27 protein-coding genes and 1 tRNA gene are annotated in these 24,946 nt (G+C 67.8%); 11 read left to right on the top strand and 17 right to left on the bottom strand.

Annotated elements, in window-relative coordinates; genetic code table 11:
• Nucleotides 1-2: 2 nt before the first annotated feature.
• From ASF06_RS08040 to ASF06_RS08025, 4 genes are all read right to left on the bottom strand, one after another.
• Entirely contained in the window at nt 3-959 is a 957-nt protein-coding gene (locus ASF06_RS08040; protein WP_055945403.1) for a DMT family transporter, read from the bottom strand.
• A 147-nt stretch (nt 960-1,106) separates the two neighbouring features.
• Nucleotides 1,107-2,564, bottom strand: a complete 1,458-nt coding sequence (locus ASF06_RS08035) for an SPFH domain-containing protein (RefSeq protein ID WP_055945400.1) — start codon at nt 2,562-2,564, stop codon at nt 1,107-1,109.
• Nucleotides 2,565-2,598: 34 nt separating this feature from the next.
• Nucleotides 2,599-3,087 (bottom strand): hypothetical protein, encoded by a 489-nt coding sequence (locus ASF06_RS08030; protein ID WP_055926527.1) that lies wholly within the window; start codon nt 3,085-3,087, stop codon nt 2,599-2,601.
• A gap of 94 nt (nt 3,088-3,181) precedes the next feature.
• On the bottom strand, nt 3,182-3,448 hold the full coding sequence (locus tag ASF06_RS08025; RefSeq protein ID WP_055926529.1) for a hypothetical protein: 267 nt from the start codon (nt 3,446-3,448) through the stop codon (nt 3,182-3,184).
• A gap of 181 nt (nt 3,449-3,629) precedes the next feature.
• Here ASF06_RS08025 and ASF06_RS08020 point away from each other — a divergent pair, with 181 nt between their 5' ends.
• Nucleotides 3,630-3,962 carry a DUF7882 family protein gene (locus ASF06_RS08020; protein WP_055945398.1) on the top strand — a complete coding sequence of 111 codons (333 nt, stop codon included), beginning with the start codon at nt 3,630-3,632 and terminating at the stop codon, nt 3,960-3,962.
• A 100-nt stretch (nt 3,963-4,062) separates the two neighbouring features.
• Nucleotides 4,063-4,233 (top strand): hypothetical protein, encoded by a 171-nt coding sequence (locus ASF06_RS19465; protein WP_157439116.1) that lies wholly within the window; start codon nt 4,063-4,065, stop codon nt 4,231-4,233.
• Between the two features lie 6 nt (nt 4,234-4,239).
• Here ASF06_RS19465 and ASF06_RS08015 read toward each other — a convergent pair whose 3' ends face one another.
• Nucleotides 4,240-5,292, bottom strand: coding sequence for a LacI family DNA-binding transcriptional regulator (locus tag ASF06_RS08015; RefSeq protein ID WP_055945396.1), 1,053 nt, complete (start codon nt 5,290-5,292; stop codon nt 4,240-4,242).
• Between the two features lie 159 nt (nt 5,293-5,451).
• Between ASF06_RS08015 and ASF06_RS08010 the strand changes: the two genes are divergently transcribed.
• The 5 genes from ASF06_RS08010 to ASF06_RS07990 all read left to right on the top strand — a co-directional run bounded on the left by ASF06_RS08010 (nt 5,452) and on the right by ASF06_RS07990 (nt 12,175).
• Nucleotides 5,452-6,387, top strand: a complete 936-nt coding sequence (locus tag ASF06_RS08010; protein WP_055926534.1) for a carbohydrate ABC transporter permease — start codon at nt 5,452-5,454, stop codon at nt 6,385-6,387.
• A 1-nt stretch (nt 6,388) separates the two neighbouring features.
• The gene (locus tag ASF06_RS08005; RefSeq protein ID WP_055945394.1) at nt 6,389-7,339 is read left to right on the top strand and encodes a carbohydrate ABC transporter permease; all 951 of its coding nucleotides are present in this window, start codon (nt 6,389-6,391) and stop codon (nt 7,337-7,339) included.
• Nucleotides 7,340-7,417: 78 nt separating this feature from the next.
• Nucleotides 7,418-8,770, top strand: coding sequence for an ABC transporter substrate-binding protein (locus ASF06_RS08000; protein ID WP_157412025.1), 1,353 nt, complete (start codon nt 7,418-7,420; stop codon nt 8,768-8,770).
• A gap of 74 nt (nt 8,771-8,844) precedes the next feature.
• Nucleotides 8,845-10,410 (top strand): arabinosylfuranosidase ArfA, encoded by a 1,566-nt coding sequence (gene arfA, locus ASF06_RS07995; protein WP_055945392.1) that lies wholly within the window; start codon nt 8,845-8,847, stop codon nt 10,408-10,410.
• Nucleotides 10,403-12,175 (top strand): glycoside hydrolase family 35 protein, encoded by a 1,773-nt coding sequence (locus tag ASF06_RS07990; RefSeq protein ID WP_055945390.1) that lies wholly within the window; start codon nt 10,403-10,405, stop codon nt 12,173-12,175. Before arfA ends, ASF06_RS07990 begins: the two co-directional genes overlap by 8 nt.
• Before the next feature lie 4 nt (nt 12,176-12,179).
• Here the strand turns inward: ASF06_RS07990 and ASF06_RS07985 are convergent, their stop codons facing one another.
• The gene (locus ASF06_RS07985) at nt 12,180-12,581 is read right to left on the bottom strand and encodes a PPOX class F420-dependent oxidoreductase (RefSeq protein ID WP_055926542.1); all 402 of its coding nucleotides are present in this window, start codon (nt 12,579-12,581) and stop codon (nt 12,180-12,182) included.
• Nucleotides 12,582-12,621: 40 nt separating this feature from the next.
• Here ASF06_RS07985 and budA point away from each other — a divergent pair, with 40 nt between their 5' ends.
• Nucleotides 12,622-13,353 (top strand): acetolactate decarboxylase, encoded by a 732-nt coding sequence (gene budA / locus ASF06_RS07980; protein WP_235500940.1) that lies wholly within the window; start codon nt 12,622-12,624, stop codon nt 13,351-13,353.
• 1 nt (nt 13,354) lies between these two features.
• Here budA and ASF06_RS07975 read toward each other — a convergent pair whose 3' ends face one another.
• The gene (locus ASF06_RS07975) at nt 13,355-14,023 is read right to left on the bottom strand and encodes a response regulator transcription factor (protein ID WP_055926546.1); all 669 of its coding nucleotides are present in this window, start codon (nt 14,021-14,023) and stop codon (nt 13,355-13,357) included.
• A gap of 89 nt (nt 14,024-14,112) precedes the next feature.
• Between ASF06_RS07975 and ASF06_RS07970 the strand changes: the two genes are divergently transcribed.
• Nucleotides 14,113-14,430: a GlsB/YeaQ/YmgE family stress response membrane protein gene (locus ASF06_RS07970; protein ID WP_326941296.1), complete on the top strand. Its 318-nt coding sequence runs from the start codon at nt 14,113-14,115 to the stop codon at nt 14,428-14,430.
• A gap of 61 nt (nt 14,431-14,491) precedes the next feature.
• On the opposite strand, the gene ASF06_RS07965 is transcribed toward ASF06_RS07970, so the two are convergent.
• Both ASF06_RS07965 and ASF06_RS07960 read right to left on the bottom strand, forming a co-directional pair.
• Nucleotides 14,492-14,562, bottom strand: a tRNA-Gly gene (locus ASF06_RS07965).
• A gap of 65 nt (nt 14,563-14,627) precedes the next feature.
• Complete coding sequence (locus ASF06_RS07960; RefSeq protein WP_055945384.1) at nt 14,628-15,992, bottom strand: RDD family protein; 1,365 nt, start codon at nt 15,990-15,992, stop codon at nt 14,628-14,630.
• An 81-nt stretch (nt 15,993-16,073) separates the two neighbouring features.
• On the opposite strand from ASF06_RS07960, the gene dcd reads away from it, so the two are divergent.
• Nucleotides 16,074-16,661 (top strand): dCTP deaminase, encoded by a 588-nt coding sequence (dcd, locus tag ASF06_RS07955; RefSeq protein ID WP_055928005.1) that lies wholly within the window; start codon nt 16,074-16,076, stop codon nt 16,659-16,661.
• A 108-nt stretch (nt 16,662-16,769) separates the two neighbouring features.
• On the opposite strand, the gene mnhG is transcribed toward dcd, so the two are convergent.
• The 7 genes from mnhG to ASF06_RS07920 form a co-directional block, all read right to left on the bottom strand.
• Nucleotides 16,770-17,156 (bottom strand): monovalent cation/H(+) antiporter subunit G, encoded by a 387-nt coding sequence (gene mnhG / locus ASF06_RS07950; protein ID WP_055945382.1) that lies wholly within the window; start codon nt 17,154-17,156, stop codon nt 16,770-16,772.
• Nucleotides 17,153-17,488 (bottom strand): monovalent cation/H+ antiporter complex subunit F, encoded by a 336-nt coding sequence (locus ASF06_RS07945; protein WP_082479583.1) that lies wholly within the window; start codon nt 17,486-17,488, stop codon nt 17,153-17,155. Before ASF06_RS07945 ends, mnhG begins: the two co-directional genes overlap by 4 nt.
• Nucleotides 17,485-18,126 (bottom strand): Na+/H+ antiporter subunit E, encoded by a 642-nt coding sequence (locus ASF06_RS07940; RefSeq protein WP_157439146.1) that lies wholly within the window; start codon nt 18,124-18,126, stop codon nt 17,485-17,487. The genes ASF06_RS07945 and ASF06_RS07940 overlap by 4 nt, the downstream gene beginning before the upstream one ends.
• A 5-nt stretch (nt 18,127-18,131) precedes the next feature.
• Nucleotides 18,132-19,697 carry a Na+/H+ antiporter subunit D gene (locus ASF06_RS07935; RefSeq protein ID WP_055946319.1) on the bottom strand — a complete coding sequence of 522 codons (1,566 nt, stop codon included), beginning with the start codon at nt 19,695-19,697 and terminating at the stop codon, nt 18,132-18,134.
• Between the two features lie 8 nt (nt 19,698-19,705).
• Nucleotides 19,706-20,149 carry a Na(+)/H(+) antiporter subunit C gene (locus ASF06_RS07930; protein ID WP_055926556.1) on the bottom strand — a complete coding sequence of 148 codons (444 nt, stop codon included), beginning with the start codon at nt 20,147-20,149 and terminating at the stop codon, nt 19,706-19,708.
• Complete coding sequence (locus ASF06_RS07925) at nt 20,146-23,265, bottom strand: Na+/H+ antiporter subunit A (RefSeq protein ID WP_082500779.1); 3,120 nt, start codon at nt 23,263-23,265, stop codon at nt 20,146-20,148. Before ASF06_RS07925 ends, ASF06_RS07930 begins: the two co-directional genes overlap by 4 nt.
• Nucleotides 23,266-23,408: 143 nt before the next feature.
• A complete protein-coding gene (locus ASF06_RS07920; RefSeq protein ID WP_055945377.1) occupies nt 23,409-24,125 on the bottom strand; it encodes an SDR family oxidoreductase in 717 nt (238 codons plus the stop codon).
• An 82-nt stretch (nt 24,126-24,207) separates the two neighbouring features.
• Between ASF06_RS07920 and ASF06_RS07915 the strand changes: the two genes are divergently transcribed.
• Nucleotides 24,208-24,678 (top strand): winged helix-turn-helix transcriptional regulator, encoded by a 471-nt coding sequence (locus tag ASF06_RS07915; protein ID WP_055945374.1) that lies wholly within the window; start codon nt 24,208-24,210, stop codon nt 24,676-24,678.
• Here ASF06_RS07915 and ASF06_RS07910 read toward each other — a convergent pair.
• A complete protein-coding gene (locus ASF06_RS07910) occupies nt 24,644-24,910 on the bottom strand; it encodes a helix-turn-helix transcriptional regulator (RefSeq protein ID WP_055945372.1) in 267 nt (88 codons plus the stop codon). The two genes, ASF06_RS07915 and ASF06_RS07910, sit on opposite strands and share 35 nt — an antisense overlap.
• Nucleotides 24,911-24,946 lie beyond the last annotated feature (36 nt).

The following is a 24,946-nucleotide window of genomic DNA, read 5'->3' as shown; positions in this document are numbered from 1 at the left end:
GGCTAGGCACCGACGGGTGATCGGCGGGGCCAGCGGAGTCTGCGCTGCGCCAGCAGGATGCCGAGGAACACGAGCACGGCGCCCAGCGGCTCGTTCCACGAGAGGGTCTCGCCGAGAACCAGGATGCCCAGGGCGACTCCCACGATCGGCGTCAGGTAGGTGACGGTGGAGGTCACGGTCGGGCCCCAGGTGAGCAGCACGTTGATGTTCCAGAGGTAGGCGAAGCCGGTGCCCACGATGCCGAGGACGAGCAGGCTGGCGACGATCGCGGGCGTGAGCTGCACGGCGCCGATCGCGACGACGGGCGTGAGCAGCAGCATGATGGCACCACCGAGGCCGATCTGCATAAAGGCCGTCGTGACGCCGCTGACGCCCCGACCGGTGATGAAACGGCGCAGATAGCTGAAGGTGAATCCGTAGCAGACGGCAGACCCCAGGCACGCGAGCTGGCCAGCGAGCTCGGTCACGGGCGAGCCGGCCGCGGCGGCCGAGGGCACGAAGCGCCAGGGGCCGATGATCACGATGACTCCGACGATTCCCACGGCGACGCCGAGGATCTGCGCGCGCGACAGTTTCTCGACGCGGAACACCAGAGTGGCCATAAGGGCGGTGGTGATCGGGGTGACGGCGTTGTAGATGCTCGCGAGCCCGCTCGAGACGTACTGCTCGGCCCAGGCGAAGAGCAGATAGGGCAGAACCGACCCGGAGACGGCCACGACGACGAAGTGCGCCCACACCTTCGGCGAGCGGGGGAGTGCGCTGCGGGTGATGAGCATCACCACGCCGAGGGCGAGGCCACCGAGCACCAGGCGGCTCCAGGCGACCTGGCCGAACGAGGTGCCCTCGAGGGCCACCTTCATAAAGAGGAAGCTGGCACCCCACACGATTCCCATCGAGGCGAACTGGATGGCCGCCGAGACGTTCGTGGTGCCCTCGGCGGTGCGGTGCGTGGTGCTCATGGGTTCACGGTATCGGTAGCGGCGGACACTGCGATGCCGTCGGGGGCTTCACGCGTCGAGCGCGGGTGCCCACGCCGTGCGCGGTGGCTGAACCACCGCGTTCGACGCGAACACCCGCGCTCGATGGAGGGTGCTAGCTGGAAGGTGCTAGATGACGGGCGATTCCGTGTCGGCCGCGGTGGCTGGCGCCGCCGTGGTGCGCGCGCCTGTGCTGCCCGCGCCCTGTGTCGACTTGGCGACCATGCCGCCGCCGAGCCCTGCGAGCAGTGCGCTGAGGTCGAGGCCCGTGGCCTGCTTGATGACCTCGGGCAGCTCGGTCATGTTCTGCGCGACGGACTTCGTGAGCGCGCTCGCCCCGTCGGTCGAGATGATCGAGATGTTGTCGACGTTCGACAGCGGCTCGGCCATGCGACGCGCGACCTCGGGCAGTGCATCGATGGCGCGCGAGGCGAGGGCCTCGCGGCTGAGCAGGTTCTGCGCCTCGGCGAGAGCCTTGACCGCAGCGGCCTCGGCCTCACCTCGTGCCCGCGTGGCGGCGGCGTTGGCGTTACCGAGGGCGGTGATCGACTCGGCCTCGTTGACGGCTGCGGTGCGGGCGGCCTCTGCCGTCTGCTGACGACGGTAGACCTCGACATCGACGGCGGCCTTCTCGGTGTCGCGATCGGCCTGGGCCTTCTGCACCGCAGCGTAGGCGGCCGCCTCGGCGGGCTGGCGCACCTCGATGTTGAGTCGCTGCTCGGCGACCTTGGCCTGCTCGACCACGGCCTCCCGCTCCTTGCCGGCCACGAAGGTGGCCTGCTCGGCGCGCGCGAGTTCACCGGCGGCATCCGCCTCGGCATTGGCTCGCTCAGTGTCTGCCTTGATCGAGGCGACTCGGATGTCGAGCTCGCGCTGGCGCTCTGCCGTGAGCTGCTCGTTCTCGATGCGCGACAGGGCTGCGGCGCGCACGGTCTCGGCCTCGCGCACCTCGGCGATCTGGCGGGCCTGGGCGGCCTCTGCGCGACCACGGTCGGCGAGGTACGTCGAGCCGGGGGTCTCGATCTCGCGGATGTTCAGGGTCTCGATCTGCAGGCCCAGCTCGGCGAGCTCGCCCTTGGTCTCGGTCACGGCATCCTGCGCGAGCTGCGCGAAGTTCTTGACCAGCTCGTCGACGGCCCGGCCGCCGATGAGTCCACGCAGCGAACCCTCGAGCGACTGCTGCACGATCTCGGGAAGCTTCGCCTGCTGCAGCAGGTAGCGCTGGGCGGCGCGGCGAACGCCGTCTTCGCTGCCGGTGACCTTGAAGTTGACCGTGGCCTTCACCGAGGTGCGGATGAAGTTGCTGTCGATCGCAGTGACGTCGACCGAGGTCTGGTACTGCTCGAGCGAGAGCTTGAAGCCCTCCTGGAAGATCGGCCAGATGAACGTGCGGCCGCCGATGATGACCTTCTGCGGCGACGTGATGCCGGATGCCGCGTCCTTCGCGGCGCCGCGGCCGACGACGATGAGCGCCTGGTTCGGCGGAACGCGGCGGATGCGGCTGGCGATGAAGCCGAGCAACGCCACGATGATGACGATGACGACGACCACCGAGACGATGGACGTGTTGCTGCTGATGAAGTCCATGTACTGGGCTTCCTCTCTGTAGGGGACTGTGGCTCTAGGAGGCGGGTGCGTCTTCGACGATCGCCTCGACCTTGACGCGGTAGCCGTCTTCTTCGACGACCCGGATGCGCGTCTGCGCCGCGAGGGTCGCGTCGCTGAAGGCGAGTCGCCGTTCGAGCTCGCGCACGTCGTCGAGGTTCACCTCTCCGCCGGCAGGGCCGGTGGTCACGGTGGTGACGCCGACGAGACCGACGGGCGAGTAGTGGCCGCCGCTCTCTTGTTTCGCGATGTGACTGACGAAGAGCTGGATGGCCACGAGGGCGACGAGGGCGAGCGCCACGGCGATGACGTAGGTGAGCCAGGTGGGCAGGTCGTTCGAGACGGTGATGATGCCGGCGACGCCGAAGATCGACAGTGCGGCGCCGATCGCGATGCCGGAGACGAGGCCGTCGCCCGCCCCGATGAGGTCGAGCAGATCGCCGACGATGATGCTCGAGAGCAGCAGAAGAAGGCCGACCGCGCCGACGATGAGAAACGGGAGCATGCGGCACCTTTCGTGTCGAAAGCTCTTCTAGCATGCCCTAACGAGGGGTGCCCTGTCAGGTCTTAGGTGCTGCGAGCGCGCCGACGACACCGTCTCAGTCGTAGACGCGCACGAGCGACCACTCGCGATCGGAGACCGACCAGACCACGTCGAACACGAAGCTCACACCGAGCTCGTTGGTGGCCTGGAACCGCCAGCCGCGAACGATCGGGGGGTGCGTGACGCGCGACCAGGCGAGGTCTTCGAGAGGGGTGGGCATATCGCTGACGCGCCAGCGCCGCCCGTTCCACACCATGCGGGAGGGCACGTCGTCGTCGACCCAGAGGGTGACCGCTTCGGCCGTGTACGAGATGCTCATCATGCTCCGATCGTTCGAATATATGTTCGATAGTCACGAGCATAGGCGTGTGTTCGCGACACGCCAAAGATTCGAAAAATTCGAATCGGGGTCGCCTTTGTCAAGTCCCAGAATGCCGATCCGCGATCTTCCCTACAGTTATGCGGTCTCGCTATATGGAGGCGCGCGCACCAAGAGAAGAGCAATGGGAAAACTGATTTACGCACGGTCCGAACTCGAGATCGACATCGCCGATCGTGCGCTCCTGCACCTGCAGCTCGTCATCGGAGCGAAGCTTCGTCGCGGGGAGAGCTTCTTCTTCTCGTGGAAAGAGGATGTCGCCGTGGGAAGCGGCCGCTCCAGCATCTGGCTCACGCCCGCGCTTCCCCTCTACTTCCGCTTCCACGACTCGAAACTCGGCCCGGTCAACAGGGAATGGATCGACCTGCTGGCAGCGTCGTCGAATAGTGGACAGGGCCTCGTCTACACGGAGGAGCCGGGCGTGCCGCCCTCGTGGAACCCCCGCGGACACGTGTGAGCGCATTGTCTCTCGCGAGACCCGTGCTGCCTAGACCTGTTGTTTCGGAGATCGACGACGTAGCCTTACGCCGAAGAACGAGCGACAGGAGGTGAGCCGGATGGGTGACACGAACGACGACGACATCACGCCGCCGCCGACCGCGCGACCTCGACGCTCGCTCAACTCGAAGGCCATCCCCTACGGAACCGAAGAGATGGGCACGTTCTTCTCAGACGAGGAGTGGGACTCCGGCTGGGAGATCAACCACACGGTGACCCCGCCCCTGTAGCCGGCGTCAGACCGAACGGGGAGGCGCCGTGCTCTGCCGTTCGATGAGCACGGTCGGAACGATCGTCGCTCCGCCCGACGGCCTCGAGCCGTCTATCTGGGCGAGGAGTTGCTCGATGCACAGTCGGCCCACGGCGCTGAAGTCCTGGTGCACGGTGGTCAACGGCGGCCAGAACGAGCTCGACTCCTCCATGTCGTCGAATCCCACGACGCTGATGTGCTCGGGAACGGCGAGGTCGTTCTCGTGGAACGCGCGCATGAGTCCGAGCGCCATCTGGTCGTTGGCGGCGAACACGGCCGTGACGTCGCGGTTCTTCACCAGGGCGAGTCCGTGCTGGTAGCCCGAGTTGGTTGACCAGTCCCCGACGAGAACGGGCGGTGCCTCGATGTCGGCCTCAGTGAGGGTGCGCAGCCACGAATCCCTGCGCCGGGCGGCCGAGTACGACGCCTCCGGCCCGGACACGTGCCACACCGTGCGATGACCGAGGTCGAGGAGCAGTCGGGTCGCGTCACGCGCCCCGGCCGTCTGGTCGGTGTCGACGACGGCGTAGGTGTCGTCGGCATCGGAGTCCACGATCACGACCGGCATGCCCGTGGGCAGTGAGATGTCGGCCCGGTCGAGGATGTGCGACTCGGCGATCACGACCACGCCGTCGACGGCTTGCTCGCTCAGCCGGGTGAACGCTCCGAGCAGCTGACCCTGTGTCGGCAGGGCGATCGGGATCAGTGTGATGGAGTACCCGGCCTGCGTCGCCGCTGTCGCGATCGCGTCGAGCGTGCGCATGTTGCCGAACGTCGACAGCGTGAACATGATGACGCCGATGGAATTGAACCGGCCGGTCTTGAGCGCGCGGGCGGCACTGTTCGGCCGATAGCCGATCTGGCTCATCGCCGCGAGGACTCTCTCCTTCGTCGACGGCTCGACGTTGTTCAGCCCGTTCGCGACTCTCGATACCGTCTGCGCCGAGACGCCTGCGACGGCGGCGACATCGGCCATCGAAGGCCCTCGTTGCGGGCGGGGAAGCTGGTCGGTGACATCGTCGTCTTCTCGAGCGCTCACTGTTCTCCGATTGTCTGCACGCGATCGGATCGCTCATCCGCGTGGCAATTGTTTACGTAAACATGCTAGCGTCATCCCATCGTGTTTACGTAAACATCCGCGCGGCGGATGTCAACGTCTCTCACGCAGAGACTCTCTCTAGAAGAATGAGAATGTGAAATGACGACGGTGTCACAGGATCCGACCGCTGCGGTCGAGCCCCGCCTGGGCAGGCGTGCCGCCCCGCACAAGGCGAAGCGGGACTGGACCGGCTGGAAGTTCATCGGCCCGTTCATGCTGATCTTCGCCTTCGTGCTGATCGCCCCGGTGGTCTACTCGATCTATCTGAGCTTCTTCAAAGACCAGCTCGTCGGCGGCAACTCCTTCGTCGGACTCGCCAACTACATCCAGGTGCTGGGAGACCAGAAGTTCTGGGAGTCGCTCGGGCGGGTGTCCATCTTCCTCGTTGTGCAGGTTCCGATCATGCTCCTGCTCGCACTGTTCGCGGCTCTCGCAATCGACAGTGCCCGTCTGCACTTCCCGGCGTTCTTCCGCATCGGCATCTTCCTGCCCTACGCCGTGCCGGCGGTGGTCGCGACGCTCATGTGGGGGTTCATGTACGGCGTGCGCTTCGGCCTCGTCGCCAATATCAACGACTTCTTCGGCATCTCGCTGCCCGACCCGCTCTCGAACGCGTGGGTTCTGGCCTCGATCGGCAACATCGTCACGTGGGAGTTCGTTGGCTACAACATGCTGCTGTTCTACGCGGCCCTCCGCGTCATCCCCACCGACCTCTACGAGGCGGCCGAGCTCGACGGGGCCAACCACTTCCGCGTCATCCGCAGCATCAAACTGCCGGCGCTGCGCCCCGCCATCGTGATCGGCACCATCTTCTCGATCATCGGCAGCTTCCAGCTGTTCAATGAGCCGAACATCCTGAAGCCCCTGGCGAAGAACACCATCGTCACGTCGTTCACGCCGAACATGTACGCCTACAACCTGTCGTTCTCAGGGCAGCAGTACAACTACGCGGCCACGATCGCCATCGTCATGGGCGTCGCCACCGCGGTGATCGCCCTCATCGTGCAAAATCGCGGCTCGCGAAAGGAGGTCTGAGATGACCCAGGCCACAATTCCCGTCCCGTCCACTACGGCCCCGACCCGCGGCGCCCGGTCGTCGTCGCGAGCGACGAGGCACACCCGCTCCCTCGGGGGCCGAGGCGTGCACCAGCGCCGTTCGATCCTGCTCACGATCGTCATGTCCGTGATGGTGGTCTACGCCCTCTTCCCGCTGTTCTGGCTGTTCGTCAGCTCCACGAAGACCCAATCCGAGCTGCTCAGCTCGTTCGGCCTCTGGTTCAGCGGCGACTTCTCGCTGTTCGACAACATCGCGCAGACGCTCAGCTACGGCAACGGCGAATTCGTGCGCTGGTTCGGCAACACGCTGCTCTACGTGGTGGTCGGCGCCGGTGGTGCGACGCTTCTTGCGGCACTCGGCGGCTACGGCCTGGCCAAGTTCAACTTCCCCGGAAAGAAGGGCGTCTTCGCCGTCGTGCTGGGTGCGGTCGCCATCCCGGGCACGGCCCTCGCGGTGCCCACCTTCCTGATGTTCAGCCAGCTGGGCCTGACCAACACGCCCTGGTCGATCATCCTGCCGTCGCTGATCAGCCCGTTCGGCCTCTACCTGATCTGGACCTACGCGCTCGACGCCGTGCCGACCGAGGTGCTCGAGGCCGCGCGCATGGACGGCGCCGGCGAGATGCGCACCTTCTTCACCATCTCGCTGCGTCTGCTGACGCCCGGCATCGTCACGGTGCTGCTGTTCACCGTCGTCGCGACCTGGAACAACTACTTCCTGCCCCTGATCATGCTGTCGGAGCCGACCTGGTACCCCCTCACGGTGGGGCTGAACCAGTGGAACGCGCAGTCGCAGACCGTCGGCGGCGACGCGATCTACAACCTGGTCGTCACCGGTTCGCTGCTCACGATCGTTCCGATCATCGTCGCGTTCCTGTTCCTGCAGAAGTACTGGCAGTCAGGCCTCTCCGCAGGAAGCGTCAAGGCCTGATCGGCCGGCGCCCCCCACCCGAACCCATCCTCCATCGCACCACCAGTTCAACACCACAAGGAAGTGAAAGGCATACACATGAAGATTCGCAGCAATAAGGGCCTCCGCAGAGGCGCGGCGGCACTCACCGGGGCTCTGGCCCTGGGGCTCGCCCTCTCCGCCTGCTCCTCCGCCGGCGGCGGCGCCGAGACGGGCAACGCAGACGACATCGCCAAGGCGCTCGACACCGAGACCACGCTCACGGTGTGGGCCTGGGCTCCCGCCGTCGAGCAGATCGCCAAGGACTTCGAGAAGGAGCACCCGAAGGTCACCGTCAACGTCGTGAACGCCGGTACCGGCAACGACCAGTACGTGAAGCTGCAGAACGCGATCAAGGCCGGATCGGGCGCGCCCGACGTCGCCCAGATCGAGTACTACGCCCTGCCGCAGTTCGCGCTCAGCGACTCGCTCGTCGACCTGAAGGACTTCGGCTTCGACTCCTTCGCCGACGAGTACACCGACAGCACCTGGAACTCGGTCAGCCTCGACGGCGGCGTCTACGCCCTTCCGCAGGACTCCGGCCCCATGGCGCTGTTCTACAATAAGGCCGTCTTCGACCAGTACGGCATCGCCGTGCCCACCACCTGGGACGAGTACGTCGCCGCAGCGAAGCAGCTGCACGCCGCGGACCCCACGAAGTACATCACCAACGACACAGGTGACGCCGGCTTCACCACCAGCATGATCTGGCAGGCGGGCGGCGAGCCGTACAAGACCGAGAACTCCACCGACGTCTCGATCAACCTCCAGGACGAGGGCTCGAAGAAGTTCGCCGACACGTGGAGCCAGCTCGTCGAGGGCGACCTCGTCTCGCCGATCTCGTCGTGGAGCGACGAGTGGTACAAGGGCCTCGCCGACGGCAGCATCGCCACGCTGACCATCGGTGCCTGGATGCCGGGCAACCTGGAATCCGGCGTCGCCGACGCGGCCGGAGACTGGCGCGTCGCGCCCATGCCGACGTGGGAGCCCGGAGCGGCCGCCAGCGCCGAGAACGGCGGCGGCGGTGACGCGATCATGAAGCAGAGCAAGAACAAGCTGGCCGCGGCCGGATTCCTTCAGTACATGAACGAGGGCGAAGGAACCCAGACCTCGATCGCGGCCGGCGGATTCCCGTCGACCGTCGCCGACCTCAACAGCGATGAGTTCCTCAACTACGAGAGCCCCTACTTCGGTGGACAGAAGATCAACCAGGTTCTGGTGCAGTCCTCGAAGGACGTCGTGAAGGGATGGCAGTACCTGCCCTTCCAGGTGTACTCGAACAGCATCTTCAACGACACCGTGGGCAAGGCCTACTCGAGCAAGTCCGACCTCAACTCCGGTCTCGAGGCGTGGCAGAAGGCCACGGCCGACTACGGAAACGAGCAGGGCTTCACCGTCAAGGCGGGCAGCTAGCCTCCTGCACCTCGCGGCCCCCGTCAGCCTGCTGGCGGGGGCCGTCTTCACGCACACCTGAAAGAGAATCCTCCGTGGCCCACGCCCGCCTCACCGTCACCCCGTCCGACATCATCGCTCCGGTGTCGCCGCGCCTGTTCGGCTCCTTCGTCGAGCACATGGGCCGCGCCGTCTACACGGGCATCTACGAGCCGGGTCACGCCACGGCCGATGAGCGGGGATTCCGTCGAGACGTGCTCGAGCTGGTTCGGGAGCTCGGGGCCACCGTCATCCGGTACCCCGGCGGCAACTTCGTGTCGGGCTTCCGCTGGGAGGACAGCGTCGGGCCGGTGGCCGAGCGCCCCACCCGCCTCGAGGTCGCCTGGCACAGCATCGAGACCAACGAGGTCGGGCTGCACGAGTTCGCCGACTGGGCCGAGACGGCCGGCGTCGAGGTCATGAACGCGGTCAACCTGGGCACGCGCGGCATCGAAGAGGCCGCCTCCCTGCTCGAATACAGCAATCACCCCGAGAACACCGCCCTCTCCGAGCTGCGCCGAGCCAATGGCCGCGACGAGCCCTTCGGTATCACCCTGTGGTGCCTCGGCAACGAGATGGACGGCCCCTGGCAGATCGGTCACAAGACGGCGGATGAATACGGCCGGCTCGCCGCCGAGACCGGCAGGGTCATGAAATGGATCGATCCCGGCATCGAGCTCGTGGCCGCCGGAAGCTCCAACGCCGACATGCCCACCTTCGGCACGTGGGAGAAGACGGTGCTCGAGCACGGCATCGACGTGTTCGACCACATCTCGCTGCACGCCTACTACGAGGAGACGAACGGCGACGTCGACAGCTTCCTCGCCTCCGGGGTCGGCCTCGACCGCTACATCCGCCGGGTCGCCGACATCATCCGCGAGACCCTCGACGCCTACGGCTCCGACCGCACGATCGGCATCAGCGTCGACGAGTGGAACGTCTGGAACCAGACCCGTTTCAACGAGATCGACAAGCCGCCGCTCTTCGCCGGCGGGTGGAACGAGCACCCGCGCATCATCGAAGACGAGTACACGGTGACCGACGCGGTCGTCGTGGGATCGCTGCTGATGTCGCTTCTCCGCAACGCCGATGTGGTGAGCATGGCGAACCTCGCCCAGCTGGTGAACGTCATCGCCCCGATCCGCTCCGAGCCCGATGGCCCCGCGTGGCGGCAGACGACGTTCCACCCCTTCGCCCTGACCGCGCGCTTCGCGCAGGGCTCCGTCGTGCGCTCCACGGTCGAGGCCGACGAGCAGAGCACGGCCGACTACGGGGCCGTGCCGCTGCTCGACGCCGTCGCCCTCGCCGACGGCGACGAGACGACGCTCCTCCTGGTGAACCGCTCGACGACCGAGGCCCTCGAGGTCGCGGTCGATGTCGAGGGCGCACCCGTCGCATCCGTTCTTCACCAGCGCACGCTCGGCGTGCCCGACGGCGGCAGCCGGCACTCGAGCAACAGCCAGAGCGACCCGGATGCCGTGCTGCCGCTCGACCTCGGCATCGTCACGGTCGGCAACGGCGCCGCGAGGGTCGTGCTGCCGGCCCTGTCGTGGTCGATCGTGCGCCTGGCGACTCCCCGAACCACCTCGACCATCACGACACCTGGGACCGACAATGTCTGACTTCCGCATCGGCGACACCGATTTCCTGCTCGACGGGCAGCCGTTCCGCATCCTCTCGGGGGCCCTGCACTATTTCCGGGTGCACCCCGATCACTGGGCCGATCGCATCCACAAGGCGAAGCTCATGGGGCTCAACACCATCGAGACCTACGTCGCGTGGAACGAGCATTCGCCCGAGCCCGGCCGCTTCGACACCGAGGGCGGCCTCGATCTCGGTCGCTTCCTCGACCTGGTGGCCGCGGAGGGCATGTACGCCATCGTGCGACCCGGGCCGTTCATCTGCGCCGAGTGGGACAACGGCGGGTTCCCCGGCTGGCTGTTCAGCGATCCGGCCGTGGGGGTTCGACGCAATGAGCCCGTGTACATGCGCGCCGTCGCGGACTACTTCGCCGCACTGCTGCCGATCGTCGCGTCGCGCCAGATCGACAGGGGCGGTCCCGTGATCCTGATGCAGATCGAGAACGAGTACGGGGCGTACGGCTCCGACAAGGACTATCTGCGCGCGCTGATCGAGCTCACCCGTGCGGGCGGCATCACGGTCGACTTCACCACGATCGACCAGCCCACCGACCAGATGCTCGACGACGGCAGCCTGCCCGAACTGCACAAGACGGGCTCGTTCGGATCGAGGGCCGCCGAACGGCTCGCCACCCTGCGCGCGCACCAGAAGACCGGCCCGCTCATGTGCGCCGAGTTCTGGGACGGCTGGTTCGACCACTGGGGCGCACACCACCACGTGACCGACGCCGCTGAGTCGGCGCGGGAGCTCGACGCGCTCCTGGCCGCCGGCGCCTCGGTGAACATCTACATGTTCCACGGCGGCACGAACTTCGGCTTCACGAACGGCGCCAACGACAAGGGCGTCTATCAGCCGACCGTCACGTCGTACGACTACGACGCTCCGCTCACGGAGTCGGGAGACCCCGGGCCCAAGTACTGGGCGTTCCGCGACGTCATCGCGCGCTACGCGGCGGTTCCGGTCGAGATGCCGACCGAGGCCGTCGCCGCGCCCGAGATCGAGGTCGCGCTCGGCGAGCGCGCGGCGCTGTCGGATGCCCTGGGCGCGTTGGGCGAGGCCGTCACGGTCGGCGGTCTTCCGACCATGGACCAGCAGGGTCAGTTCCGGGGCTTCGCGTTCTACCGCAGCCGGATCGAGGCGGGCGGCCCGCGTGTGCTGACGGTCGACGAGGTGAGGGACAGAGCGCAGGTCTTTGTCAACGCCGCCGCCGTTGGAGTGCTGCAGCGCGACCACCACGACACCGCCCTCGGCCTTCCCGCCGTGCCCGACGGCGGCGCGACGCTCGACATCCTCGTCGAGGACCAGGGGCGCGTGAACTACGGCCCGCGCATCGGCGAGCACAAGGGTCTGATCGGCGGGGTTCGCCTCGACGGGGTCGAGCACGACGACTGGGCCGTCACCGAGTTGGACTTCACCGGCGTGACCTCGGGGCAGGCCTCCGACGTCTACTCGGCAGTGCCGGCCGAGCGGTCTGTGCCCGGTCCGTCGTTCCTGCGGGGCCGGTTCGAGGCCGAGGCGGGCCGCGACCTCTTCCTCAGCACGGAAGGCTGGGGCAAGGGCCAGGCCTGGGTCAACGGCTTCAACCTCGGACGGTACTGGAGTCGCGGCCCGGCCACGACCCTGTACGTGCCCGGTCCCCTCCTCGTCGACGGCGCCAACGAGCTGGTGCTGTTCGAGTTGCAGGGTGCGGGGAAGGCGGTCGTGCGGTTCGTGTCGGGGCCGTCGCTGGGGCACACCGACTTCTGAAGGGTCAGTCCGACGTCGCCCGCAGGCCGCTCGAAGAGAGCAGGTCGTCGACGTCGACCCTGATCACGACGCGTTGGGGGTTGACCCGCGGCTGGCGGTACCTGACCGCATACCGGGCCACGGCATCCGCAACCGCATCGGGCTCGCGTTCGATGCGGGCCGGGCCCGACAGGGTGAGCCAGCGGATTCCGTCGACCTGGCTGACGGTGGCGTGCCCGGCGCGCTCGATGTTGCGCACTTTCTGCGTGCCGTCGCCCGTGATGATGCGCAGCACACCGTCGGCGAACGTGAAGCCCACGGGCACCGAGTGGATGCGGCCGCTCGGCGAGATGGTCGACAGGATCGCGAGGTGCCGCTCGGTCACGAACTGCTGGCCCTCGTCGGTCAAGGCTGCTGAATTGCTCATGATCGACAGGCTACGGCAGGTGCTGACGCATACTGGACGGGTGGACAGCCGACGCCGAACCGTCTTTCAGACCAGCCTCATGAGCGCGCTCCTCGATGGCGTCTACGACGGCGATCTGACCGTGGCAGGGCTGCTCGAACATGGCGACTTCGGACTCGGAACGTTCAATGCCCTCGACGGCGAGATGCTCGTTCTCGACGGCGTGTGCCACCGGCTGCGCGCAGACGGAACGGCGGAGCGCGCATCCCTCGACGACCGCACGCCGTTCGCCGTGGTGACGCCGTTCGAACCGACCGTCGGCTTCGACGTGACGTCACGCATGTCGCGCGCCGACGTGGTGGCGCAGATCATCGCGCGCGAGGATTCGCAGAACTACCTGTTCGCCGTGCGGGTGCGCGGGCGCTTCGAGTCGGTGACGACGCGCACGGTGAGGAAGCAGCAGAAGCCGTATCCGCCGATGCGCGAGGCGGTGAAGGACGAGGCCATCGTGACCTTCGAGGCGGTCGACGGCACCGTCGCGGGGTTCCGCACGCCCCTGTACGAACGCGGCATCGGCGTTCCGGGCGGGCACGTGCACTTCATCGACGACGAGTTCACGGCGGGCGGGCACGTGCTCGACTTCGTGCTCGAGCACGGGCGCGTCGACATCTGCAAGGGCACAGACCTGCAGCTGCGCCTGCCGCTCAACGAGAGCTTCGGAGAGGCAGACCTGGATCCGGCAGACCTGGACGACCAGGTGCGCAACGCGGAGAACAGCAGGCCGCCGCGCTAGGTCAGGGCCCGCCCCGCCAGTGGTCGATGCGGTGCTTGTCGGGGGTGAAGCCGTGGTCGACGCCCCAGAGCACCGCCTGCGTGCGACTCGATGCGCCGATCTTGCGGTAGATGCTGCGGATGTAGCTCTTCACCGTGTTCGGGCTGAGGTAGGTGAGCTGCGCGACCTCGGCGTTGCTCTTGCCCTGGGTGATGAGCGCGAGGATCTCGGACTCGCGGTCGGTGATGCCCTCGTTCCGCCCGGGCCAATCGAGTCCGGATGCCGGGCTCGCGCGACGGGGAGGGTCGCTGATCACCATCTCGCCGGCATGGATGCGCTCGAGCGACGCCACGAGTTCGCGGGCGGGAAGCGTCTTCGACAGGTACCCGTGCACACCCTGCTGCTGCGCCCCTTCGACGAGGTCGGGGTGGAAGTTCCAGGTGTACATGACGACCTTGCCGGCCCGAGGGCTGGCGACGAGTGCACTGATCTCGTCGTGGTCGGACTCGGGCTGGGCGAACGAGTCGTACATAACGATGTCGACGGTGTCGCTGAGCTCTGTCGTGGCGTCGATCTCGGCGACGACCACCCGGTCGGAATAGGAGTCGAACATGTGGGCGAGGCCGACAAGCACCACGTCGTAGTCGTCGACGAGGGCGACGGTGAGGGGTCGCGTGCTCGTGGCTGCCATGGGGTAGAACTTACACCCCTAGGGGTGTATTTCCCAGCCTGCGAAGGTGATTGATTGGGTACACCGTTCGACACCCGGACGGCGAAACCGTGCATTCACAACGCACTTCACCTGAAGAGGTCATCATCATGCTCGGACTCATCATCAGCATCCTCGTCGTCGGCATCATCGCCGGCGCCATCGCCCGCCTCGTCGTGCCAGGCAAGCAGAACCTGTCGATCGGCATGACCATCGTGCTGGGCGTCGTCGGCTCCTTCGTGGGCGGATTCCTCGGCTTCCTGATCTTCGGCGCCGACGCCCAGGAGGGCTTCTTCCAGCCCGCCGGCATCATCGGATCGATCATCGGCGCGATCATCGTGCTCATCGTCTGGATCCAGGTGCGCGGCCGCAGCACTGCCCGCCGCTAGTCGGTCTTTCATCAGAAAAGCCCGTCGGACACTGCGTCCGACGGGCTTCTGTATGTATGAGAGCGGATGACGGGAATCGAACCCGCGCTATCAGCTTGGGAAGCTGAAGTTCTACCATTGAACTACATCCGCGTGGCCTGCATTCGTGCCGCAGGCATCCATAGCCTAACCGACGATCGGCGCGGAGTCGCGATGCGTCAGAGGCTCGCGAGTTCGACCACGATGTCGTCGACGGCCTTGTCGTGCCAGCCGCGCAGCTGCTTCGACGAGTCCCAGAAGACGGATGCGTAGGGCAGCCAGGAGGTCACGATGCTGCCGATCGTGAAGGCGGCGAGGATCAGCCCGCGCAACAGCGCTCGCCCGAAGCCGATCGGTCCGGGCGACGAGAATCCCACCACCTCGATGCGCATGATCCGCTTGCCGGGGGAGGCGCCGCGCGTTCCGACGAGCCAGGCGATGACGAGGAACCAGCCGAGGCTCACCGCAGCCACGCCCACGAGGGCCAGGGCTACGACGAGCGTGCCCGCCTCGGGGCGAGGCGTCGACGACGCGTACGCCGCTGCCGGCCACACGAAGAGCAGCGCGGCCGCGGTCACGATGAGGGTGGTGATCGCCCGATCGATCAGAAAGGCCGCCGCGCGCTTTCCGAACGTTGCCGGCGTGCGCGTGGCCGACGTCGTCGGCAGGGGCCGCCATCCCGGATCGCCCGGGGGCGTCTCGGGCTGCCGCGCGACGGTGTGTTCTGGCGGAGCCTGGGGCGCGGCGATCTGCGGGGCCGCGGGCTGTGCGGCTGCGGCGCTCTCAGGTCGCGCCGCGACCGGATGCCCGGGGCCGGGTTCCCAGTCGAACACCGGCAGGGCCGCCGGTCGGGCGGGCGGTTGCGCCAGCGCCGGTGGCAGAGCCGCGACGAGCCCCGCATCGGCGGGAGCCACGGGGACGGGCGCGACGAAGGGCGATGCCTGAGGTGCACCCGGCCGCTGCTCGGACCTAGTCGGCCGCGAGGGCTCTGACACCGGTGCCGGCGCGGGTCCGGCATCCGACAGCGAGAACTCGACCGCCCCCGCGCGCGACTCGTCGGCGAGTACTCCGAAGCGATCGGTGAGCTGGGCGTCGACGACCTCGCCGAGCAGCTCGAGCAGGTCGACGACGCGCTCCTGCACCCCGGGGTCGGCGCTGGTCACGGCCTGCCGGCCCATCGCATCCGGATCGACCCCGGCCGCACCGGCGACCCCAGGCGACCCCGCGCCGCCGCCTTGGCCCGCCACGCGCATCGCCGTCACCCAGAGCTCGTCGACCGTGCCCACCGTGAGCTCGTCGACGATCTCGCGCCCGATGCGCACGCGCGCGTCGTGCCCGAGCCGGTCGAGGAGCGCCGGCCACGCCGAGCGCTGCGTCTCGTCGGCGAGCTCGGGGTGGCGGCCGCGGCGGACCTCTCCGAGCACCACGTTCTGCACGCTCGTCAGCAGGGCCGCCCACAGGGGGTCGGCGTCGAGTCCGGCGAGCTCCGAGGGAAGAGTCGAGGGGGCGGAGAGAGCCCGGGCGAACGGGTCGGAGGCGTCCATCCGACCACCCTAGTGCGAGGCCCGATCGGCCCTGCAGGGCTACGCATGTGGCCAGGCCCGCCACTTGGCTAGGCTATGGCCGTGCTGCTATCCGATCGTGACATCAAAGCCGAACTCGACGAGGGCCGCATCGGCCTCGATCCCTACCAGCCCGAGCTGATCCAGCCCTCGAGCATCGACGTGCGCCTCGACCGCTTCTTCAGGCTGTTCGACAATCACAAGTATCCGTTCATCGATCCGGCCGAGGATCAGCCCGAACTCACGCGGCTCATCGAGGCCAAGCCCGACGAGCCGTTCATCCTGCACCCGGGGGAGTTCGTGCTGGGCTCGACATTCGAGCTCGTCACCCTGCCCGACGACATCGCCGCGCGACTCGAGGGCAAGAGCTCGCTGGGCCGACTCGGCCTGCTGACCCACTCGACCGCCGGGTTCATCGACCCCGGCTTCTCCGGCCACGTCACCCTCGAGCTGTCGAACGTGGCGACCCTGCCGATCAAGCTCTGGCCCGGCATGAAGATCGGCCAGCTCTGCTTCTTCCGCCTGTCGAGCCCCGCCGAGAAGCCCTACGGTTCAACGGAGTACGGCTCCCGCTACCAGGGCCAGCGCGGCCCGACGGCCTCGCGCTCGCACCTCAACTTCCACCGGACTGACGTCTCCCAGGCCGACTGACCACTCACGGGTGTTGCCCTGCGCGACGGATGTTGCCGGTCGCCCGGGCACATCCGTCGCCACGGGCAACAGACGTGCCGGATGCGCGCGGGCGGGCGGGCGCGCCGGCTACTCCGGGCGGGCGGCCGGGTCCGTCGCCAGGTCCTGGCTGGCGCGGTCGACCACGTCGGCGAGTTCGTCGGTGAGCAGCAGCTCGCGGCGAAGGTGGCGTGTGCGGTAGGCGGCGCGCCCGATCATGTGCGCGGCCACCGGGGCCGTGAGCATCTGGAAGAGCATCACCAGAAACAGCGTGGAGGCCGTGGCCCAGTTGCGCTGCTCGAGCGCGATGGCGAGCAGGATGAACGCCAGCCCCGCGATCTGCGGCTTGGTCGCCGCGTGCATGCGAGAGAGGGCATCCGGAAAACGCAGGAGCCCGATGCCGGCCGCGAGGCTGAGCAGCGCGCCGATGAGCAGACAGACAGAGGATGCGATCTCGAACCACGCGTCGGCGCTCATTTCTCGCCTCCTGCCAGCTCGTCGAGCGACGGGTCGAGGGGGGAAGTGCCCCTATCGGCCTGCTTCGCCTCGGCCTCCTTCTGCTTCGTCGCGAACCGGGCCACGCTGACCGAGCCGACGAAGGCGAACATGGCGAGCACGAGGGCGACGGGAAGGGTGCGCGTGTGGTGGTTGTAGACCATCTCCGCCCCCAGAACGCAGATGAGGGTCGAGAGCAGCATGTCTGCGGCCACCATGCGGTCGAGGATCGACGGTCCGCGCCAGATGCGCACGACGGCGAAGAGTGCGGCGACCGCGAAGAGGGCTCCGGCCACGTAGACGACGATGTTCATTCCGGGTATCCCCCTTCTGGTGTGTACTGCTCGGCGGGAACGATCGGATGCCGCGACTCCCAGGCGCTCTGTCGCCTCCCGGTGATGAGTGGAGGAAGCGACCGCTCGGCCCGCGACATGTTGACGCGGCGCACGTCGTCGCGCGAACCGATGGCGCGCACGATGCGCTCCTCGACCGCGAGAACGCCAGCGCGAACCTGCTCGACGTCCTCCGGGGTCTCGGTTCCCAGCGCGTGCAGATACAGGATGTCGTCCTGCCGGTCGGCCTCGACGATCAGCGAGCCGGGAACCAGCGATACGGCCAGGGCGGTGAGGGTGAGGCTGAGGTCGGACTTCGTCGACAGCTGCACAGCGATGATGGAGCTCGTCGGCACGCGTCGCGGGTCGATCGCCATGCACGCCACCTGGAACGACGCGCGAACCAGATCGAAGACGAATCTCGCCAGGAACAGGAGCACGCCGAGCGGATTCACCCGGTCGGGCAGCTCGACGGGCGGGAGGTAGAAGACCCGGGTCACGAGCAGGGCGAGCACCAGTCCCGTGACGATGCTGAGCACCGACACCTGGTCCCAGAGGAAGAGCCAGAGCACCACGAGCCAGACGAGCAGCGGCACCTGACGCCAGATCGACCCCTTCATGCGGCTCACGAGACGCCTCCGTCGGGGAAGACGAGCGAGATGTAGTCGGCGGGCTGCTCGAGGTTCTGGGCCGCGCGGGTGGCCATGGAGTACAGGGGCCCGGCGAAGACGGTGAGGGCCAGACTCACGGTGACCATGGCCACGGTGGCACCGATCATGATGCGCGGCGACGCCTTGGTCTCCTGCACGTCGGCCGACTCGTCGGGCGCCTCTTCGATGCGGTCGAGCGCCGGTGACTCCTCTTCGTGCGCCTCGCGCTTGGGGCGCCAGAACGCGAGACTCCACGCGCGCATGAGCGCGTAGAGGGTGAGCAGCGAGGTGAGCGCACCGGCCCCGATGAGCACCCAGATGAGCGGCGATGGCGCCTGCGCTCCGGCCTCGAACAGGCCCAGCTTGCCGATGAAGCCCGAGAACGGCGGGATGCCTCCGAGGTTGAGCGCGGGAACGAAGAACAGCACCGCGATCACGGGCGAGGCCTTGAGCAGTCCGCCGAGTCTGTTGAGCGCGGTTGTCCCGCCCTGCCGCTCGACGAGTCCCGTCGCGAGGAAGAGCGTGGTCTGCACAGTGATGTGGTGGATCACGTAGTAGATCGTGGCGCCCATCCCGGCCACCGTTCCGATCGCGATGCCGAAGATCATGTAACCGATGTGGCTGACCAGCGTGAACGACAGCATCCGCTTGATGTCGGATTGCGCGACGGCGCCCAGGATGCCGATCACCAGGGTGAGCAGCGCGACGACGAGCAGCACCGTCTGCAGGGTGTCGCCCGGGAACAGGATGGTCTCGGTGCGGATGATTGCGTAGACGCCGACCTTGGTGAGCAGACCCGCGAACACCGCGGTGACCGGCGCCGGGGCCGTGGGGTAGGAGTCGGGCAGCCAGAACGAGAGTGGGAAGACGGCCGCCTTGATTCCGAACGCCACCAGCAGCATGATCTGCAGCACGAGCTGGATGTCGGCGGGCAGCTCGCCGAGGCGCACCGACAGCTGGGCGATGTTCACGGTTCCGGTGGCGCCGTAGATCATGGCGATCGACGCCAGGAAGAGCATCGACGACACGAGGCTCACGATGATGTACGTGATGCCGGCCTTGATACGCGCCTGGGTTCCGCCGAGGGTGAGCAGCACGTAGCTCGCCACCAGCAGGATCTCGAAGCTCACGTAGAGATTGAAGAGGTCGCCCGCGATGAAGGCGTTGAAGACCCCGGCGGCCAGGATCAGGTAGCTCGGGTGGTAGATCGACACGGGAGTCTCGCGGTCGCCGTCTGCCATGCCCTGGCCGACCGAGAACACGAGAACGCACAGAAGCACGATCGACGAGATCAGCAGCATCAGCGCCGAGAGCCTGTCGACCACCAGCACGATGCCGAAGGGTGCCGACCACCCGCCCACCTCGACGGTGTGGCCGCCGGTCTGGTCGGTGAGGTAGACGAGTGCGGCGCTCGTGAGCACGACGAGAGACAGCACCGTGATGGAGAACGTGACCTGCAGGCGCGGTCGTCGACCCGCCACGAGGGCGCCCGCGGCGCCGATGAGGGGCAGCAGCACGACGAGGGGGATGAGCGAGTTCATGAGGGCGGTCACGATGTCTTCGCCTCCGCTCGGCCTTCGAATTCGGTGTCTTCGTCCGAGCCGTCCTCGGCCTCGGTGCTCTCCTCGTCGTCGATGGAGCTGCCGCCCACGGCCGCGTCGGCGGCGTCGGTCGTGACCACGTCGGCCCGGGCGATGCGCCACGAGCGGTAGATGAGGGCGAGCAGGAACGCCGAGACGCCGAAGGTGATGACGATGGCGGTCAGGATGAGCGCCTCCGGCAGCGGATCGTGCATCTCGGACGGCTCGACACCGTCGGCCACGATCGGGGCGAGGCCGGCCGGCCCCGCGATGATCAGGATGAGGAGATTGGTGGCGTTGCCCACGAGCAGGAAGCCGAGGAGCATGCGGGTCATGCTGCGCCCGAGCAGCAAATACACGCCGCCCGCGTACAGCACGGCCATCAGCAGGATCAGAACCAGGGAGGCGCTCATCGGGGGCTCCTCTCGGGGGATGTCGGTGTGTCGGCGGGTGAGTCGGATGCGGGAGCGTCGAGGGCTGCAGCATCGGGCGCGCTGCTCAGCGAGTTCACCTCGTGGGCTCCGGGAAGGCCGTCGTCGTCACTGCTCTCGTCGTCGTGGTCCTCTTCCTGCTGCCGGTCGATCTCGGCTCCGAGGCTGCGCAGGATGTCGAGGGCGAGACCCACGACGATGAGATAGACGCCGATGTCGAACAGGGTGGAGGTGACGAACTCGATATGCCCGATCACGGGAATCTCGGCCTCGAACCAGGTCGAGGTGAGGGCGTCGGCGCCGAGGAAGATGGGCACCAGCGCCGTGCCTCCGGCGAAGAGCACGCCGAAGCCGAGCAGCTTTCCGGCATCGACGGGGGCCGCCTCGCCCAGTTCGAACCGCCCCGCTGCGAGGTAGCGTGCGATGAAAGCGAGACCGGCGACAAGCCCCCCGGCGAAGCCGCCGCCGGGGATGTTGTGGCCGGCGAAGAGCAGGTAGACCGATACGACGATGGCCGAGTGGAACAGGAGCCGCACGACCACCTCGAGGATGATCGAGCGATTCTCGGGGGCGAGCGTCTTGCCTGCCAGCAGCCAGGGGGTGCGCTGCCCGGACCCCTCTTGCGAGGGCGCGGCCCCGTCGGGAGTGGCCCCGGCGCTCGCGGTGGCCTCGACGGGCGCCTCGGCCAGACGCGTGCGGCGGGCGAACCAACGGGGTCGCTCTGTCTCGGGCCCGAGCCTCGGCATGTCACCGCTGCGTCGGGAGAGGAAAACGAGGCTCGCGACGCCGGTCGCGGCGACGACGAGCACGCTGAGTTCACCCAGGGTGTCCCAGCCGCGGATGTCGACGAGCAGCACGTTCACCACGTTGCGTCCGTGCCCGCCCTCGTAGGCGAGCTGGGGGAACTGCAGCGAGATGGGCTCGGCGATGCGGGAGCCGAGGGCGACCACGGCCACGACCGACATCAGGATGCCGACGCCGACGCCGATGACGGCCCGCACGACGCGGTGCCGCCGGCCGTGGTCCTGCCCGATGGCCGACGGCAGCCGGCGCAGGACGAGAACGAAGGTCACGAGCGTGACGGTCTCGACGAGTGCCTGCGTCAGCGCGAGGTCGGCGGCGCCCTGCAGAGCGAAGAGCGCGGCCATGCCGTAGCCGGTCACGCCCACGAGCACCACGGCCATAAAGCGCTTCTGTGCTCGGGCGGCGGCGATGGTGGCGACGCCCATGACGATCGCGATGGGCAGCTGAGCCGGCGAATCCCAGATTCGGAACGAGCCAGGCAGCTCGCCGACGAGCGCGAGCGCGGTGCCGACCGCCGCCACGAGCACGACGAGGATGGTCGCGACGTAGATCGGCAGCGATCCGGTCTGGGTCACTCGGGTAAGGCGCACGGCTCCGCGGTCGACGAGGTGCACGATGCGGCTGTAGCCGCGGGCCGAGTCGATCAGCGACGGCACGCGGCCCTGGATGGCGGACACCCGGGTGCGCGCGGCGAAGAGGGCGAGTCCGAGAACGAGGGTGACCGCCGAGATGCCGAGGGCCGGCTCGAGACCGTGCCACAGCGCCAGATGGGCCGCATCCGGAGGGGTTAGCTGGTCGCCTGCGGCGCTGGCGCCCGAGACGGCCGACGCCTCGCCGCTGAGCGGCGGAACGGTGTCGGCATACAGGCCGAAGAGCGGGTCGAGCAGCGGGGAGGCGATGCCGAGGCCGAGGCTGGTGAGGGCGAGAATCGCGGGCGAGATGAGGAAGTCGACGTGCTCGTGCACGAACTCGGCGGGCTCGACGCCTGGCTTCGACGCGAAGGCGCCCCAGAGGAATCGCGCGGTGTAGGCAACGGTGAGAACGGAGCCGACGGAGACGCCGATGAGGGCGACGAGCCCGAGCGGAGCCCCGTGCTCGGCGTCTTCGAGCAGGGCCGTGAACGTGGCCTCCTTCGCCACGAAGCCGAGCAGAGGAGGCAGGCCCGCCATCGACGCGGCCGCGAGGGTCGCGACGATCGCCAGCAGGGGAGCCTGCCGCCCGAGCCCGCTGATCTTGCGCAGGTCGCGCGTGCCGAGGCGGTTGTCGATGATGCCGACCACCAGGAAGAGGGTGGCCTTGAAGAGGGCGTGGCCGGTGATGAGCGTGATGCCGGCGAGCGCGGCGTTGCGGGTGCCGTAGCCCACGACCACGGTGAGGAAGCCGAGCTGGCTGACGGTTCCATAGGCGAGCAGCAGCTTCAGGTCGTGCTGGCGCAGGGCCCGCCATCCGCCCACCAGCATGGTCAGAACGCCGACCGCCACGAGCAGCGGCCGCCATCCGGGGGTGTCACCGAACGCGGGAACCAGCAGGGCGATCAGGAAGATGCCGGCCTTCACCATCGCCGCAGCGTGCAGGTAGGCACTCACGGGGGTCGGTGCGGCCATGGCGGAGGGAAGCCAGAAATGCAGGGGAACCTGGGCCGACTTCGACAGTGCTCCGACGAGCACGAGAATCACGGCTACCGTGACGAGACCGGATGCCTGCGGCGGGTCTGCGACGATCTGCGACACCCGCGTGGTGCCCGACTCGACGGCCAGGATGACGACGCCCACCAGCATGGCGAGCCCGCCCGCCGTGGTCACGAGCAGGGCCTGGAGCGCGGCACCCCTGCTCTTGCGCTTCGCGGTGTACTGGCCGATGAGCAGGTAGGAGAAGACGGTGGTCGCCTCCCAGAACATAAAGAGCACGTAGATGTCGTCGCTGACCACGAGGCCGAACATGGCTCCGGCGAAGGCGAGGAGCACGCCGCTGAAGCGGCCGAGTCCGTCTTCGCCGCGCCGGAAGTAGCGGGCGCAATAGAGCACGACGAGCGTTCCGACGCCTGTGACGATGAGCGCCATCGTGAGCGAGAGGGCGTCGAGGCGGAACGCGAATGCGAGGTCGAGCTGCGGCACCCACGGGTGCAGCTCGGTGGGAGTCTCGCCTCGGGTCACGGCGGGGACCTGGAAGAGCAGTGCGACGAAGACGGCCGCGGGAACGAGTGCGGCGAACACGAACATACGAGGGCCGAAGCGGGCCGTAAGCGTGGGAAGGACGAGCCCGGCGAGGGCGAAGCCGACGAGAGAGATGATCATTTCGGCTCCCTCAGATAGTCAGCCGGGGAACGGTTCGCGCCCGGTCGCAAGCGGCCGTGTGGAGCTTCAGTCTACCGGGACATGACAGGTGAATGCCCCGAACGGCATAAGTCCGTCCGGGGCATCGGCAGCACTCTCCGTGCTCAGGCCGTGGGCACCGCCGACGCGAGCTGCGGGTACAGGGCGTGCAGTGGGGCGGAGAGGCCCGCCTTCACCTGAACGCTCGTCTCGTCTGCGAGCACCTCGAACTCGCCGGCCTCGAGGCCGTCGTAGGCGCGGGCGACGATGTCGGCCGGGTCGCTCTTGAACTCGGTGACCCCCTCGGTCATGGGAGTGTCCGCGTAGCCGAGGTGCAGGCCGACCACGTGCGTGCCCTGGGGTGCGAGCTCGAGGCGCAGCGAGTTCGTCGCCGACCAGAAGGCGGCCTTTGTGGCGCTGTACCCGCCGGCCACGCCGAGCCAGCTCAGCGCGGAGTGCACGTCGAGCAGGGCCCCGCCTCCATTGCCGGCGAGCACGGGCGCGAACTCCCGCGCCACCGAGACCGCTCCGAAGAAGTTGGTCTCGAACATGCGGCGCAGCGCCTCGGAGCCGCCCAGCATGGGCACGTCGCCGCCGACGCCGGCGTTGTTGATCACGATGGTGGTGTCCGCTGCGATGGCGGCGGCGGCCCTCACCGAGGACTCGTCCGTCACGTCGAGCGCGATCGTCTGCACCCGTGCGTCGTTCCACTCGCGCGGCGTCCGGGCCGTGGCGTAGACCTTCGTCGCCCCGCGCTCGAGGGCCTGGGCGACGAACTCGCGTCCCAGTCCTCCGTTTGCTCCGGTGACGAGAACGACGGCGCCGCTGATTGCTGATGGCATGGTGAACTTCTTCCTTCTAGGTTGTGATTCACAACCTAGCACCCTGAGTTGCGGAATCAAACCCAGATGCTATCGTCGAGGAATGGCGACATCGGTTCTGGGAAAAGACCCTCGGTGCCCCGTGGCGCGCAGCCTCGAGGTGCTCGGAGAGAAGTGGACGATCCTCGTGGTGCGGGAGGCCCTGGCGGGCGTCACGAGGTTCTCCGATTTCCAACAGAGGCTCGGCGTGGCCAAAGACGTGCTCGCGGCCAGGCTGTCGACGCTCGTCGAGTTCGACGTGCTCGAGCGGCGCTCCTACCGCGCCGAAGGCGAGCGCGAGCGGTCGGAGTACCTGCTCACTGAAGCGGGCCGTGACCTCGGTGTTGTGCTCGCGAGCTTCGCCCAGTGGGGCGACACGCATCGACCGACGGGGTTCGGCCCGGTCGTCGAGCATCGCGAGCGCGGCACGAACGAGCTGCTGCACATCGCCTTCGTCGCGAGCGACGGCCGCGAGGTCGCCCTCGAGAACGTCGAGACCCTCAGCGGGCCAGGAGCACTGCCTGCGGCGGGTTGATCTCGGCCCACACGTCGTCGAGCGAGAGCCCGAGAACGCGCCCGATCGCCGCGATCGATTGGAACGACGGAGTGGCGACGCGGCCGGTCTCGATCTTGCGCAGCGTCTCAGGCGAGACCCCTGCCTCGAGGGCCACGTCGAGCATGGAGCGCTCGCCTCGCGCGTGCCGTAACAGGGCACCGAGTCGCTGACCGCGCTCGAGCTCGTCGGGGGTGATGGGAAGTCGGACCATGCTTGCTATTCTAATACCGTTATAACAGTACCGGTA

It is taken from the genome of Agreia sp. Leaf244 (assembly GCF_001422695.1).
Lineage (GTDB): Bacteria > Actinomycetota > Actinomycetes > Actinomycetales > Microbacteriaceae > Agreia.
This window is presented reverse-complemented; position numbering and strand designations above follow the sequence as displayed.